General features: G+C 61.1%; 16 protein-coding genes. 9 read left to right on the top strand and 7 right to left on the bottom strand.

Annotation, left to right across the window (positions count from 1 at the left end):
* Positions 1-31 precede the first annotated feature (31 nt).
* A complete protein-coding gene (locus ADU59_RS24715; protein ID WP_068957591.1) occupies positions 32-397 on the bottom strand; it encodes an antibiotic biosynthesis monooxygenase family protein in 366 nt (121 codons plus the stop codon).
* Positions 394-738, bottom strand: coding sequence for an NIPSNAP family protein (locus ADU59_RS24710; protein WP_068957686.1), 345 nt, complete (start codon positions 736-738; stop codon positions 394-396). The genes ADU59_RS24715 and ADU59_RS24710 overlap by 4 nt, the downstream gene beginning before the upstream one ends.
* Positions 739-810: 72 nt before the next feature.
* Here ADU59_RS24710 and ADU59_RS24705 point away from each other — a divergent pair, with 72 nt between their 5' ends.
* On the top strand, positions 811-1,497 hold the full coding sequence (locus ADU59_RS24705) for an ArsR/SmtB family transcription factor (protein ID WP_068957589.1): 687 nt from the start codon (positions 811-813) through the stop codon (positions 1,495-1,497).
* On the opposite strand, the gene ADU59_RS24700 is transcribed toward ADU59_RS24705, so the two are convergent.
* Positions 1,498-1,929 (bottom strand): DUF1284 domain-containing protein, encoded by a 432-nt coding sequence (locus tag ADU59_RS24700; RefSeq protein WP_068957587.1) that lies wholly within the window; start codon positions 1,927-1,929, stop codon positions 1,498-1,500.
* Positions 1,930-2,099: 170 nt separating this feature from the next.
* Between ADU59_RS24700 and ADU59_RS24695 the strand changes: the two genes are divergently transcribed.
* From ADU59_RS24695 to ADU59_RS24685, 3 genes are all read left to right on the top strand, one after another.
* Positions 2,100-2,795, top strand: coding sequence for an HAD family hydrolase (locus ADU59_RS24695; protein WP_068957585.1), 696 nt, complete (start codon positions 2,100-2,102; stop codon positions 2,793-2,795).
* Positions 2,796-3,110: 315 nt separating this feature from the next.
* On the top strand, positions 3,111-3,539 hold the full coding sequence (locus tag ADU59_RS24690) for a putative toxin-antitoxin system toxin component, PIN family (protein ID WP_068957584.1): 429 nt from the start codon (positions 3,111-3,113) through the stop codon (positions 3,537-3,539).
* Between the two features lie 38 nt (positions 3,540-3,577).
* Positions 3,578-3,814 carry a hypothetical protein gene (locus ADU59_RS24685; RefSeq protein WP_244506501.1) on the top strand — a complete coding sequence of 79 codons (237 nt, stop codon included), beginning with the start codon at positions 3,578-3,580 and terminating at the stop codon, positions 3,812-3,814.
* Between the two features lie 153 nt (positions 3,815-3,967).
* Here the strand turns inward: ADU59_RS24685 and ADU59_RS24680 are convergent, their stop codons facing one another.
* Positions 3,968-4,522, bottom strand: coding sequence for a hypothetical protein (locus tag ADU59_RS24680; RefSeq protein ID WP_068957582.1), 555 nt, complete (start codon positions 4,520-4,522; stop codon positions 3,968-3,970).
* 380 nt (positions 4,523-4,902) lie between these two features.
* On the opposite strand from ADU59_RS24680, the gene thrC reads away from it, so the two are divergent.
* From thrC to ADU59_RS24655, 5 genes are all read left to right on the top strand, one after another.
* Entirely contained in the window at positions 4,903-6,309 is a 1,407-nt protein-coding gene (thrC, locus tag ADU59_RS24675) for a threonine synthase (protein WP_068957580.1), read from the top strand.
* A 16-nt stretch (positions 6,310-6,325) separates the two neighbouring features.
* Positions 6,326-7,627, top strand: a complete 1,302-nt coding sequence (locus ADU59_RS24670; RefSeq protein WP_099050924.1) for a M16 family metallopeptidase — start codon at positions 6,326-6,328, stop codon at positions 7,625-7,627.
* An 87-nt stretch (positions 7,628-7,714) separates the two neighbouring features.
* Positions 7,715-8,326, top strand: a complete 612-nt coding sequence (locus tag ADU59_RS24665) for a GNAT family N-acetyltransferase (protein WP_068957578.1) — start codon at positions 7,715-7,717, stop codon at positions 8,324-8,326.
* Positions 8,326-11,238, top strand: a complete 2,913-nt coding sequence (locus tag ADU59_RS24660; RefSeq protein WP_068957576.1) for an EAL domain-containing protein — start codon at positions 8,326-8,328, stop codon at positions 11,236-11,238. The genes ADU59_RS24665 and ADU59_RS24660 overlap by 1 nt, the downstream gene beginning before the upstream one ends.
* A 249-nt stretch (positions 11,239-11,487) precedes the next feature.
* Positions 11,488-12,483 (top strand): sensor domain-containing diguanylate cyclase, encoded by a 996-nt coding sequence (locus ADU59_RS24655; RefSeq protein WP_244506500.1) that lies wholly within the window; start codon positions 11,488-11,490, stop codon positions 12,481-12,483.
* A gap of 39 nt (positions 12,484-12,522) precedes the next feature.
* On the opposite strand, the gene ADU59_RS24650 is transcribed toward ADU59_RS24655, so the two are convergent.
* The 3 genes from ADU59_RS24650 to ADU59_RS24640 form a co-directional block, all read right to left on the bottom strand.
* Positions 12,523-13,599 carry a zinc-binding metallopeptidase family protein gene (locus tag ADU59_RS24650; protein ID WP_068957572.1) on the bottom strand — a complete coding sequence of 359 codons (1,077 nt, stop codon included), beginning with the start codon at positions 13,597-13,599 and terminating at the stop codon, positions 12,523-12,525.
* Between the two features lie 250 nt (positions 13,600-13,849).
* Positions 13,850-14,041 carry a CsbD family protein gene (locus ADU59_RS24645; RefSeq protein ID WP_068957570.1) on the bottom strand — a complete coding sequence of 64 codons (192 nt, stop codon included), beginning with the start codon at positions 14,039-14,041 and terminating at the stop codon, positions 13,850-13,852.
* A 119-nt stretch (positions 14,042-14,160) separates the two neighbouring features.
* Positions 14,161-14,763, bottom strand: a complete 603-nt coding sequence (locus ADU59_RS24640) for a YqgE/AlgH family protein (RefSeq protein WP_425332054.1) — start codon at positions 14,761-14,763, stop codon at positions 14,161-14,163.
* Positions 14,764-14,867 lie beyond the last annotated feature (104 nt).

Genomic DNA, 14,867 nt, shown 5'->3' with positions numbered 1-14,867 from the left:
CCGCGCCTTGCCGAAACCCGCAAGGTCCGGGTCAAACCGGATCGCGCTCTCTCTCCGCATGATAGGCCCGGCTGTCGTCCGGCGCCTCGTCCCGTTCCGTCATGCCGTAATCGCGGATCACACCGGCAATGCGCAGACGGTAGTCTGCGAAAGCGCCATTGCGCCCGGCATGCTGGGCGGCGCGATGTTCGGGGCCGTTGCGCCATGTGGCGATCGCCGCCTCGTCGCGCCAGAACGACAGGGACAGGATCTTGCCCGGCAGCTTCAGGCTTTCGAACCGCTCGATCGACAGGAAGCCGTCGATGGTGTCGAGCCTTGCATGCAGTTGGGCGGCCAGATCGAGATAGGTGTCGCGCCGGCCATAGGCTGGTGTGACCTCGAAGATGACGGCGATCATGACGAAACCCCGCCCATAGGCAGGCCTTCGGCATGCGGTAGCGAGACGTTCTTCAGGAACATCCGGTCTTCCTTGAGGATGAAGCGTTCCTTCCGGGCGAATTCGTAGTTTTCCGCGCCGAGCGGATCGGCGGCGAGCCTTGCACGATAGGCCTCGTAGGCGGCGAGGCTTTCGATGGTGTAGACGCCGTAAGCGGTCGTCGCCGAACCTTCGTGCGGGCCGAAATAGCCGATCAGACCGGCGCCGTTGCGCGGGATCGCCTGCCCCCAGTTGCGGGCATAGGCGGCAAATTCCGCGCGCTTGAACGGGTCGATCTCATAGCGGATGAAGCAGGTGATCATCGTGGTCTCCTTGGTTTCGATGATCGCTTTTCCCATCTTGAATGTGTTCGATGCTTCGGTTAGCATCGAACTATGAAAGAAGGACCAGACATAGCCCAGATCGGTTCGCTGATCGGCGATCCAGCCCGCGCCAACATGCTGACCGCGCTGATGGGCGGCAAGGCGCTGACCGCAACCGAGCTTGCCGGAACCGCGGGGATCACACTGCAGACGGCGAGTTCGCATCTGTCGAAACTGGAGGCCGGCGGGCTGATCGGCCAGCGCAAGCAGGGCCGCCACCGCTATTTCGCCCTTGCCGAGGACGATGTCGGGTTGCTTCTCGAAAACCTGATGGGCTTTGCCGCCAGCCGCGGCTTCACCCGCCATCGGACCGGCCCGAAGGACCCCGCCCTGCGCAAGGCGCGGGTCTGCTACAATCATCTGGCCGGCGACTACGGCGTGCGCCTGCTCGACAGCCTTGTCGCCGAAGAGGTGATTACCGGCACCGGCGACGACCTGTCGCTGACACCATCCGGCGCCGACAAGATGACAGCGCTCGGCATCGATCTTCCGGCGCTGGCAAAATCCCGCCGCCCCGTCTGCCGCGCCTGCCTCGACTGGAGCGAGCGCCGCTCGCACCTGTCCGGCTCGCTCGGTCAGGCCTTGCTGACGCTGTTTCTCGACAAGGGCTGGGCCAGACGCGAGCCCGACAGCCGCGCCGTCCGCTTCACCGGCACCGGCGAGAAGGAATTCGCGACGCTCTTTCCGCTGCCCGCCTGATCAGCTGCCGGACGCCGCCACCAGCACGCCCTGGAAGCCGGAAGCGGCAATGCCGGTACAGAGCGGCGACCATTCGCAGCGGGCGCATCCATCGCGGATGGAGCCGGCGCTGAATGCAGCGCGCATCGCGGCCAGAAAATCCGCGTCGGGACGGATCGAAGCCCCCGGACCGGCAGGCACATTCAGCAAAGCCTGAACCGCCTCGCTCGCCCGCGCATCCCGATCCGTCACGCTCTCGCCCAGACAGTGATTGTCGGGTCCGCCCAGCAGCGGCGCGCAGACATCGTCCGGCCCCTCGACCACCAGAATATCCTCACCGGCCGACAAGCGGGCAGCGATACGGATGTAGTTTTCGGTGAAAGCAGCCGTATATCCCTTGCCGACAAAGGTCAGCATGCAGAGCAGATGATGCGGGCGCAGGCGGACGGTCATGGGGGCCTTGGTGGTGGGAGCTAACCCTCATTTGTCTAACCGGCATGAACGCCCGATACAACATGCTGGATTATACCCCCTTCCCGCATGGCAGCTTCCCGCTTGCCGCGGTTGAGCTTTGCGGGCGCATCGTGTAAACGGCGACCATCTCCCCCAAGGACTCTCCCGATATGACCAGCATTGACCTCATCATCTTCGACTGCGACGGCGTTCTGGTCGATTCGGAAATCATCGCCAGCGAAGTCGAAGCCGAGCTTCTGACCGAATCCGGCTATCCGATCAGCACCGAGGAAATGGCCGAGCGCTTCGCCGGCATGACCTGGCGCAACACGCTGCTCACCATCGAGAAGGAAGCGGATATTCCCTTGTCAGCTAGTCTCCTCACCAAAAACGAAGCCGCGCTCGACAAGCGTCTTGCCGCCGACCTGAACATCATCGACGGCGTCAAGCCGATGCTGGCGCAACTGACGCTGCCGCATTGCATCTGCTCGAACTCGACCTCGGCGCGGCTTGCAACGATGCTGGCCAAAGTCGGCATCAAGGATCATTTCGGCAAGCATATCTATTCGGCCCGCGATCTCGGCGAGGATCGCGTCAAGCCGAAGCCGGACATCTTCCTGCACGGCGCAAAGCAGTTCGGCATCGATCCGTCCCGCGTTCTGGTGATCGAGGATTCCGTGCACGGCATCCATGGCGCAATCGCCGCCGGCATGCGCGTCGTCGGCTTCACCGGCGCATCGCACACCTATCCGTCGCATGCCGACAAGCTGACGGAAGCCGGCGCCGAAACGGTGATCTCGCGCATGAGCGCCCTGCCCGGCGTCATTGCCGCGCTGTCGGAATGGTCGGAAACACTGACGGCTTGAGCCTCTCCCCTTGCGGGAGAGGATACAAAATCAACATCTTAGCTGAAGCTAAGTGTTAGATTTTGTTGGTGAGGGGGCTGTTGCCGCTCACAATAAGCCCCTCTCTTGCAATTTCTAACACTTAGCTAAAGCTAAGATGTTGAAATTGCTTTCTCCCCCGCAAGGGGGGAGATAAACGGAGCAAGCTCCCGCTTATTTCTTCTTCTTGCCTGCAGCCGGGCCTTCGTCGAAGCCGACATAGACCTTGGCGAAGCTGCCCGCGCCGCCCGGCAGGGTCGCTTGACATGATATCGGATGTGATATCAGATTAAGGCCATGATCGTGGTGGATGCGAATGTCGTGCTTTCGGCTTTCCGATCGTCGAACGGAGCATCCCACATCCTTGTCCGCAAGATGATAGGCGGCGAAGTTCCGTTTTCCGTCTCGCCTGCGGTTGCTCTTGAATATGAAGATCTGTTGAAACGGCCTGGAATTTTGGGAGACAATTCCTGGGTTCGTCATGATGAGATCGATACCGTTCTCGACGCCGTTTTCAGCCGGGCAAGGCTGGTATCTCCATGGTTTCGGTTCAGGCCCTTTCTGAACGATCCGAAAGACGACCTATATATAGAATGCGCCCTTGCCGCCGGTGCGAACATAATCGTGAGCAGCGACAGGCATTTTCACCATCCTGCCGTCGAGGCGTTCGGACTGAAAGTCATCAGGGCGGGAGAATTCGTCGCTGAAATGACGAGAAGGAGATGAACATGAGCACGTATCCATTGCGGCTCGCAGATCATGTCATGGAGGAAGCCAAACAGGTTGCGGCGGAAGACAATGTTTCGCTGAACCAGTTGCTGTCGGCGTTTATCGCCGATGGAATCGGTCATCGCCGCGCGATCATGACGCTCAAGAAGCGGGCCGAGCGCGGCGATCCCGCCGCTGCCCTAGCGATCCTTGATCGCGCCCCGAATGTCAAACCTGATGCTGGTGATGAGCTTACCGGAGAGGTGAAATCAGCCGCCAAGCCGAAGACGTAGAGAAGACACTCCGGAAGGCTGCTTTTGACCGCCCCGCCGATCGGCGGCGCGGCGCGGTTTCCCGGCTCGCCTTTGCAAATCGCCCAAAAGGACAAACAAAAAAACCGGCGCGAAACCTCGCGCCGGCTTTCTCGATCAAGCAAAAATTCCCGCTTATTTCTTCTTCTTGCCTGCAGCCGGGCCTTCGTCGAAGCCGACATAGACCTTGGCGAAGCTGCCCGCGCCGCCCGGCAGGGTGATCTGCGTCTTGGTGAAGATGAACTGCGTGGTGCCGACACCGGTCGGGACCTCGACCGGGTACTGCGTCAGTTCGGAATAGAGCGTATTCTGGCCGTCGGTGGCAGCCACGCGGATCGGCAGGGTGACGGTGCCGGCGCCACCGGCCGGACCGGCAACGACACGGCCCTGGACGACGACAGTCATCACCAGCTGGCTTTCGTTCTGGACGCACTGGCGGGTCGTGTCGGCCAGCGATGCCTGGTAGACGATCTTGGTCGGATCGTCCTTGGCGCCCTTGGCATAGGTGCGATAATTGGCGGTTCCGTCGAGCAAATAGACTTGCGGGCAGGCGCCCTGGATGACGGCCGGCGTCGGCGCTGCGGCACTGCCACCGGCATCGATCGCACCGCCGGTATCCGTTTTGTTACAGCCCGCGACAACCACGAGAAGCGAAATTCCGAGAACACGGCTGGAAATTTTACCAAACACCTGACTTGACCCTCTGCCTAGCGCGATTGATGTCGCAGGAGCGTGACTGACCGGAAAATAAGGTATTTTTCGGTTTTGCGCCCCTGCAACTTGAGCCTTTCAAGACCCTTGGCGATGGTCTATAGCAGCGACGCATCGAAAAATCGATTGGAGTCTGAAGCCGGGCCGCCAAATTTTCAGAACGCGCTGGAATGGCCGGACAAGGACGAAAACCGAGATTTCCGCCAGCCTTGCCAAGGGCTGGCGCGAAGGGAACCACATCCGGTTCGCCGACGAAAGTGCTACAGCGGCCTTTGCGCGTCATGACAAGACGCACGGCGCTGTAGAGTGCCGTTCAATTTCCGCCGCACGCGCCTGCGGCATCTAACGTATGACGAAGGATGGTCACGGTGAAGTATATCTCGACGCGGGGCGAAGCCCCTTCGCTGGGTTTTTGCGATGCGCTTCTGGCGGGTCTGGGCCGCGACGGCGGTCTCTATGTGCCGCAGGCATGGCCGAGCTTCACCAAGAAGGAAATCCGGGCGATGCGCGGAAAATCCTATCAGGAGATCGCCTTTACCGTTCTCAACCCCTTTATCGACGGCGAAATTCCGGACGATACGTTCCGGTCGATGATCGACGAGGCCTATGCGACCTTCCGTCATCCGGCGATCGCGCCGCTGGTCCAGACCGGGCCGAACGCCTTCATCATGGAGCTGTTCCACGGCTCGACGCTCGCCTTCAAGGATGTCGCCATGCAGCTGCTCGCGCGGCTGATGGACCATGTGCTCAGCGAACGCAACGAGCGCGCCACCATCGTCGGCGCCACCTCGGGCGATACCGGCGGGGCAGCCATCGACGCCTTTGCCGGGCGCGACCGCACCGACATCTTCATCCTCTTCCCGCATGGCAAGGTCTCTCCGGTGCAGCAGCACCAGATGACCACATCGACAGCCAGCAACGTCCATGCGCTCGCCATCAACGGCAATTTCGACGATTGCCAGAGCCTCGTCAAAGAGATGTTCAACGACGTTGCCTTCCGCGACGGCGTGGCGCTCTCGGGCGTCAACTCGATCAACTGGGCGCGCATCATGGCCCAGATCGTCTACTATTTCACCACCGCGCTGGCGCTGGGCGGTCCGGACCGGATGGTCTCGTTCACCGTACCCACAGGAAATTTCGGCGATATCTTTGCCGGCTATGTGGCCCGCCAGATGGGCCTGCCGATCGACAAGCTGGTGGTCGCCACCAACGAGAACGACATTCTCGCCCGCACGCTGCAGACCGGCCGCTACGAGATGCGCGACGTCAAGGCCACCACCTCGCCGTCGATGGATATCCAGATCTCCTCCAATTTCGAACGGCTGTTGTTCGAAGCCTATGGCCGCGATGCCTCCAAGGTGCGCGGCGCCATGGCCAACCTGAAGCAGTCCGGCTCCTTCGAGATCGAGGAAGACGCACTGAAATCCATCCGCAAGGTGTTCCGCGCCGGCCGCGCGTCGGAGAAGCAGGTCGCCGAAACCATCGCCAAGACGCTGGAGACGACCGGCTACCTTCTCGACCCGCATAGCGCCATCGGCGTCTTCGTTGCCAACAAGCATGAAACCTCCAGCGTACCGATGGTGACGCTCGCCACCGCGCATCCGGCGAAATTCCCGGCCGCAGTAAAATCGGCCAGTGGTATTGACCCGGCGCTTCCAACGTGGCTTGCTAATCTGATGGTCAGGGAGGAGCGTTTCGACATTCTTGACGCCGAGCTTAAAGCTGTTGAAACCTTTATCAACGAGCGTGCCCGCATCCGGAAATAAGGACGCAGAAAGACGTATGATGAAAGTTGAGTGCACCCGGCTCCAATCCGGGTTGACGGTCGTCACCGAGAATATGCCGCATCTTGAAAGCGTGGCACTCGGGGTCTGGATCAAATCCGGTTCACGCGATGAAACCACGGACGAGCACGGAATTGCCCATCTGCTGGAACATATGGCGTTCAAGGGCACCGCACGGCGAACTGCCCGCGAAATTGCCGAACAGATCGAGAATGTCGGCGGCGAAGTCAACGCCGCGACATCGACGGAAACCACCTCCTACTACGCCCGCATCCTTCAGGACGACGTTCCGCTGGCCGTCGATATTCTTGCCGACATCCTGACGGAATCCTCCTTCGACGAAGACGAACTGCAGCGCGAAAAGCAGGTCATCCTGCAGGAAATCGGCGCCGCCAACGACACGCCCGACGATGTCGTCTTCGACAAATTCGCCGAAACCGCCTTTGCCGACCAGACGATCGGACGCCCGATCCTCGGCACGCCGGACACGGTTTTATCCTTCACGCCCGAACAGATCCGCGCCTATCTCGACCGCAACTACACCACCGACCGCATGTTCGTCGTCGGTGCCGGCGCGATCGATCATGATAGCTTTGTGCGACAGGTTGAAGACCGCTTTTCCAGCCTGCCGCAAAAGCCGGCCGCCTCCCCCGTCGCCGACGTTGCCCGCTATACCGGCGGCGACGTGCGCGAGGCCCGCGACCTGATGGACGCGCAGGTGCTGCTCGGCTTCGAGGGCAAGGCCTATCACGCCCGTGATTTCTATTGCTCGCAGATCCTTGCCAATATCCTGGGTGGCGGCATGTCGTCCCGGCTGTTTCAGGAGGTGCGCGAGCATCGTGGCCTCTGCTATTCGGTCTATGCCTTCCACTGGGGCTTTTCCGATACCGGCATTTTCGGCGTTCATGCCGCAACCGGCGGCGAGAACCTGCCGGAGCTGATGCCCGTCATCATCGATGAACTGCGCAAGTCGTCGATGAACATCGAGCAGCAGGAAATCGACCGCGCCCGCGCCCAGATCCGCGCTCAGCTGCTGATGGGCCAGGAGAGCCCTGCCGCACGCGCCGGCCAGATGGCCCGGCAGATGATGCTTTACGGCCGCTCGATCCCCAACGAGGAACTGATGGAGCGCCTGTCCGGCATTACCGTCGAACGCCTGACCGATCTTGCCGGGCGGCTGTTCTTCGATACGGTGCCGACACTGTCGGCGATCGGCCCGGTGGAAAAGCTGGCGCCGATGGACGATATTCTCGGTGCACTTTCCAACAAGGCAGTCCGCGCGCGCGCTGCGAACGGTTAATACTTTTCGAATGGGCGACCTCCGGGCGTTCGTCGAGCGCCCGGCACTCTCGCATACGGCAACAACCCATCGGCTGCGGAGGCTTACATGACACGATCGGTCTTTCGGTTTCTGTCACGGCAGCCGGACCCGGTCGAGATTGCCAACGCGACACATATGCTGCGCCTGCCGAAATCAACCGATTACCGCCAATGGTACCGGCTGCGCAGCGAAAGCCGCGCCTTCCTCGAGCCCTGGGAGCCGACATGGCGGGCCGACGAGATGACCGAAAGCGCCTTTCGCACCCGCGTCATCCGCAACGAGCAGGAATTCGGCTCCGGCCAGGCGGTGCCGCTGTTCATCATTTCACGGGCAGACGATCAGCTGATCGGCGGCCTGACCATCGGCTATATCCGCCGGGGAGCCGCCCAGTGCTGCATGATCGGCTATTGGATGGGCGAGCGTTTTGCCGGTCAGGGGCATATGGCGCAGGCGGTTAAACTCGCCATTCCCTACATCTTTTCGAGCCTTCAGTTGCACCGTATCGAAGCAGCCTGTATTCCCGAGAACCACAGAAGCATCCGGCTCCTTGAAAAGGCCGGGTTTCAGCGCGAAGGCTATTTGCGGGAATACCTGAAAATCAACGGGCAATGGCGGGATCACCTGATGTTTTCCCTTCTCGCGCAAACTGGCATGCAACATAAGAATTCGAGTGATTGATGTTTTTGAACCGCCACCCGCTTTTCCCGTCAGCACGCAGGCTCCTGGCGCTTCTCAGCGCCATGATGGTCGCGTTCTGCCTGATCGGTAGCGGTGCTGCGCGGGCGACCGAGCCCGTCAAGATTTCCCGCGAGGACACAGCGCTCGACCTGACAGCGACGACCGAAATCTATACCGGCCGCGGCGACGCCTTCCAGGTTTCGACGGCGCCCGGCACCGATGGCATCGTCCGGCGCATCGAGGTGCGCTCCAGCGCCGAAAACCATCAGGGCGACTGGGCCGTCTTTGCGCTTGCCAACGTTTCGGAAGAGCAGCTGGAGCGCGTCATCGTCGCTCCGCATTTCCGGCTGGTGAATTCCAAGCTGTTCTGGCCGGACCTCGGCTCGCAGCGCATCCTGTCGATCACCCCGAGCGAAGGCTTTGCGCTCGACCGGCAGCCGAGCGACGAAGCGGACGTGTTCCGCATCACGCTGAACCCGGGCTCGGTCATCACCTTCGTGGCGGAGCTTGCGGGCCCCGACCTGCCGCAGATCTATCTCTGGCAGCCCGATGCCTACAAGGACACGGTTAACGCTTTCACACTGTATCGCGGTATCGTGCTCGGCATCGCCGGCCTGCTGGCGGTGTTCCTGACCATCCTGTTCGTCGTCAAGGGAACCTCGATGCTGCCGGCCACGGCGGCGCTCGCCTGGGCGGTGCTGGCTTATATCTGCGTCGATTTCGGCTTCCTGTCGAAGCTGATCTCGATTACCGCCGGCGACGAGCGCATATGGCGGGCGGGGACCGAAGTGTTCCTTGCCGCCGGCCTCGTCATCTTCCTGTTCACCTATCTCAACCTCAACCGCTGGCACCAGCACCTGAGCTATGCGACGCTCGCCTGGATCCTCGGGCTTGGCCTGCTGTTCGGTGTCGCCATCTACGATCCGGCCATCGCGGCGGGCATCGCCCGCCTCTCCTTCGCGCTGACCGGCACCGCCGGCATCATCCTGATCGCCTATCTCGGCTTCAACCGCTACGACCGGGCCATCCTTCTGGTGCCGGCCTGGCTGCTCATCCTCGTCTGGCTGTTCGGCGCCTGGCTGACGGTCACCGGCCAGCTTTCCAACGACATCGTCCAGCCGGCACTTGGCGGCGGGCTTGTTCTGATCGTGCTTTTGATCGGCTTTACGGTGATGCAGCACGCCTTTGCCGGCGGTGCCTACAGCCAGGGCCTGTTCTCCGATCTAGAGCGCCAGTCGCTGGCATTGACCGGCTCGGGCGATACCGTCTGGGACTGGGACGTGGCGCGCGACCGCGTCGTTACCATTCCCGACATCTCCGCCCAGCTCGGCCTTTCACCCGGCACCATGCATGGCGCCGCCCGCAACTGGCTGCCGCGTCTGCATCCCGACGACCGCGACCGGTTTCGCGCCACGCTGGATGTGCTTTTGGAGCATCGCAAGGGCCGGCTGAACCATGAATTCCGTGTGCGCGCCGAAGACGGCCACTATCACTGGCTGTCGATCCGTGCCCGGCCGGTGCTGGGTGCCAACGGCGAAATCATCCGCTGTGTCGGGACCATCATCGACGTCACCGAGCAGAAAAACTCGATCGACCGGCTGCTGCACAACGCCCTCAACGACAATCTGACCGGCCTTCCCAACCGGCAGATCTTCCTCGACAGGCTGCAATCCATCCTGTCGCTGGCACCGGGCTCGAGCGCCGTTCGCCCGACCGTCATCACCATCGATATCGACCGCTACAGGCAGGTCAACGACGTGCTCGGCATTGCCGCCGGCGACAATATCCTGATTGCGCTGACCCGCCGCCTGCGGCGGCTGGTGAAACCGCAGGACACGCTGGCCCGCCTCGGCAGCGACGAATTCGGACTGATCCTGATGTCGGAACGCGACCCTGCCAAGGTCGCAGATTTCGCCGATGCGGTGTCCAAGGCGATCATGGTGCCGCTCAACTTCGGCAATCGCGAGATCAACCTCACCGCCTCCATCGGGCTGGTCTCCTGGGTCGATCAGCAGGAAAATGCCGCCGGGCTGCTGGATGATGCCGAGCTTGCCATGTTCCGCGCCAAGAAAGCCGGCGGCAACCGCGTCGAGCCGTTCCGCCCGGCCTTCCGCGCCTCGGGCACCGACCGCCTGCAGCTGGAGACCGACCTGAAGCGCGCCATCGAGCGCAAGGAACTGAGCCTCGTCTACCAGCCGATCGTGCGGCTTGTGGACGCCGAGATTGCCGGTTTCGAAGCCTTGATGCGCTGGGAACATCCCAAGCGTGGCAGCATTTCGCCGTCGGAATTCATTCCGATCGCCGAAAGCTCCGATCTCATCAACCAGCTCGGCATGTTCGCCTTCGAGCAGGCAACCAGCGACCTGACCGAATGGCAGATTCAGACCGGCGAGCTGCCGATCTTCGTCTCCGTCAACCTGTCCAGCGCACAGCTGCTCAACAATGACCTCTATGACGATATCCGGGCGGTGCTGAACAAGAACCATTGCGACCCGCACAAGGTGAAGGTGGAACTGACTGAATCCGTCGTCATGGAAAACCCGGAACAGGCACGCCTGGTGCTGGAGAAGCTGAAGGATGCCGGCTTGAAGCTGGCGCTCGACGATTTCGGCACCGGCCATTCGTCGCTTGCCTACCTCACCCGCTTTCCGTTCGACACGATCAAGATCGACAAGTCACTGGTCAGAGACCCCAGCGACAAACGCTCGATCCTGCTGCGCTCGGTCATCACCATGGCGCGCGAACTCGAGATGCAGGTTGTCGCCGAAGGCATCGAATCCGAGGAAGACGCCATCCAGCTCGCCCAGATGGGCTGCGATTTCGGCCAGAGCTTCCTCTTCGGCCCGCCGATCGGCTCGGAATCGATCCAGCGGCTGCTGAAAGAGCGATTTCCGCTGATGAAGCGGGCTTGAGGCGCAGGTAGGATTTCAGATTGCGAAGGCTGGCGTGGACTGCTGGTGGCTAATTTCGGCCAAGGCTGGCGGCCTGGGCCGCCACGATCTGGATCTTACAAAAGCAACCTGTCACCGCGTCGTTTCCCGGGATTTCATTTGGCAGCGGAAGGCTTCTCAGGAGCTTTCACCGCAACCGAAATGAAACGTTTTTGCTGCATACTACAGCCAACTGAGCGTCGATATGAAATCGAGATGTAGGAATGTTTCATGCCTAGCAGTTTGCAATCTCATTGCGAAAGCCAAGTTGACGCAATGAAGGTGGACGCCGGTGAGCCTCTTGCGGATACTCCTCCCAATTCAGAACAGTTCAATAGGCTTCAAAATCTGTTTGATAAATCATTCAAGGCGGCGCGCGTCGGCATTTGGGAATGCACCCTGCCGGATGAAACGCTCACATGGACCGATACCGTCTACGAGTTGTTTGAGCTGGAACCCCGATCGCCGCTGGTGCGGGAAGCCACTGTCGCACTCTATCTACCCGAATCCCGCAAGAAACTGACCGAAGTTCGCAACGCAGCGATCAAGGATGGGGACGGGTTTACGCTCGACGCCCAGATTGTTACCGGCAAGGGCAATCTCCGATGGATCAGGATTACCGCGATCGTCGAAAGAATTGACGGCCAGCCGGTCCGCATCTTCGGAATGAAGCAGGATATAACGGCCGAAAAGACGCTGTTCGAACAAACCCGCCGCCTGGCGGAAACCGACCCCGTGACCGGGCTCGCATCCCGGACAAAGTTTGAGGCCGCGTTCGATGAAGCTGTTGCTGCCAGTTCGCCGGGACAAAAGGCGCTTCTCCTCCTCGATCTGGATCGCTTCAAAGCCGTCAACGACAGGTTGGGGCACCAGGCCGGAGACACGTGTTTGAAAGACGCCGGCCGGCGAATTGCAGAAGCGACGCCAAATGCGACCGTGATTGCGCGCCTTGGCGGTGATGAATTCGCGATCATTCTGGATTGTGAATCGGTGAAAAGCCTCAACGAGGCCGCCCGACGCGTCGCCAACAAACTGGAATGGTGGGTCGGTTCTTTTCCCAACAAGCTGAAGGTGAGCGCCTCCGTCGGCGGTGCGATGATCCTGCCGGGTGTCCCCGCAAAAGACATTTTCGCCGAAGCCGACAGGGCTCTCTATGCCGCAAAAGCGGTGGGCAAAACCAGCTTGGAACTGGTGCCGGTGCCTGACAAGACTGCTGGTGTCGCCTGACAAAAGTGCCGGCATCGCTGATATCGACCGAACGGCTCGCTACCGCTCATAAACCGCGCCCGCCCGCCGGATCAGCCGGTTGATGAAATCAAGCTTCTGCACCACCGGCGGTGAGAGCACGAAGGGATAGCTGTCGGGCTGGCCCATGCTGCGCTGGATGCTGTTCAGCGCCACGCTCAGCGGCACCCAGGCATCGACGAGCGTTTGTGCATCCGCTGCTCGGTAGGGATCGAAATCGACTTCTGCGGCCATCTTTTCATGGCGCCGCGGCTCGGTCGAGAGCCCGAAGGACCGGGCGGTTTCCAGCGTATCGACGATATGGAGAAAATGCGCCCAGCATTCGGCGAAATCCTCGGCCGGGTGGCTGCTGGCATAGGTGCTGATGAAATGCGCCTGCCAGTCGGCGGGCGGTCCCTGCCGGTAGTTGCGTTGCAGCGCTTCGGCATAATCCACGCGCTCGTCGCCGAACAGCGCCCTTGCCTCGGCAAGCGTCCGATCGTCGCGCACCAGCTGCGCCCAATAGAAATGACCGATCTCGTGGCGGAAATGGCCGAGCAGCGTCCTGTAGGGCTCGTTCATCGAAACCCGCACGCTTTCGCGCGTCGCGTCATTGGCTTCCGCCGCCCGCAGGCTGATGAGGCCATCCTCATGGCCGGTCATGGCTGGCACCAGATAGCCGTTGGCATCGACCTCGTCGGCGAGGAAATCGAAGACCAGCCCGCCCTGCGGATCGGCGTCGCGGCCGGGGCGCGGCAGGTTCCAGCGCAACAGCGAATAGAACAGGTAGCGCTGCGCCTGGCCGATCTTCTGCCAGCGCGCCAGCCCCTCCGGGTTATCGGTCACCGGAACGATGTGATTGTAGCGGCATGCCTGGCAATAGACATGATCGTCATTGGTCGAGATCAGCCAGTTGCAGATATCATGCGCGGCATTGGCGCAGAAGCGGACATCCGCCTGTGGGCGCGAGGCTGCCTGCCACAGATCGCCACCAGCCGGCGTCAGGGCCTGCATCGACATGCTGTCGGGCAGGAAACCGAGCTGCGCGCCGCAATTGATGCAAACGCGATTGTCGAAGTGAACGGGATTTCCGCACTTGCCGCATTCGTAAAGTCTCATGAAAAATGGCCCGCCCGATCAATGTATGTGCGTTCGATATTGGAAACTGGAAGTATGAATGCCCGTCCAAAAAAATAGGCGTCTCGTCGTCCTGTAAAAATGCCCGCCGCGCAAGGCACAGCGGGCATCGGCGCTATAAATCGCCCATCCAGTTGAACCCGTCAGGACAGTCGATTCGCGCACTTTGAAGCCGCCGCCATCATCCGGGACGACGATCCGTCATCGGGAACGACGACCGGCGGCAAACCGGTTAGATGCGATCAACGACGCCCTTTACGGCATCCTTGGCCTTGCCCGTCGCGGACTGAACCTTGCCTTTGACTTCCTGGCCCTTGCCTTCGGCCTGCAACTTGTCATTTCCGGTTGCCTTGCCGGCAGCCTGCTTGGCCTTGCCTGCAACCTGATTGGCGACGCCGGAAATCTTGTCGGAAGTGCTACCCATGATCAGTCTCCTTGGAAGGTTGAGGACAGGATCGAAGTGTCCTGTCCTTGCCACGGGAAAACGGAGGGCAGCTCAAATTGTTCCGGCCGAATATCAGAAAGTAGGGGAAAATCGGCCGGTCAGGCGTGACCGGCGTCCACCGAAAGCATGGCCGGAGCAACGCCCATCAGCGCCAGGGCCCGGTCGTATTTATCACCGAGATCGCGGTCGAAGATCAGTTCCTCGCTGGCCGGGCAATTGAGCCAGCCATTGCTGGCGATCTCGTTTTCGAGCTGGCCAGCCCCCCAGCCGGCATAGCCGAGCATCATCATCGCCTTTGACGGCCCCTCGCCGCGCGAGATGGCGCGGACGATGTCGAGCGTGGCCGTCATGCAGATATCGTCGCTGACGGGAATACTGGATTCGCTGAGATAATCGTCCGAATGCAGGACGAAGCCGCGGCCGGTTTCAACCGGGCCGCCGGTCTGGATCTGGAAATCGCGGGTGACGCCGGGCAGCCGGATCGCCTGCGCCTGATCGATGATCCGCAGGTGGAGCAGCACATCCGGGAAGGTCAGCCGTTGCGGCCTGTTGAGCACGAAGCCCATGGCGCCGTCGTTCGAATGGGCGCAGACGAAGATCACCGTGCGGGAAAAATTGCTGTCGAACATGCCCGGCATGGCGATCAGAAACTGACCGTCTAGCAAACCGCGCTCGCGTTTCTTCTGGAACGTCGCCATCATGGTGTTAGCCTTCTGGGTCACTTGAAAAGCGTTTCCACCCTTGTCTTTTGTTTTGAAGACCGTCACCGGCCCCTCCATCCCATCTCCATCAAGAGAAAATGATC

This window comes from Pararhizobium polonicum (assembly GCF_001687365.1).
GTDB lineage: Bacteria > Pseudomonadota > Alphaproteobacteria > Rhizobiales > Rhizobiaceae > Pararhizobium > Pararhizobium polonicum.
The sequence above is the reverse complement of the archived record's forward strand: the minus strand, read 5'-3'. Positions and strand labels throughout refer to the sequence as shown.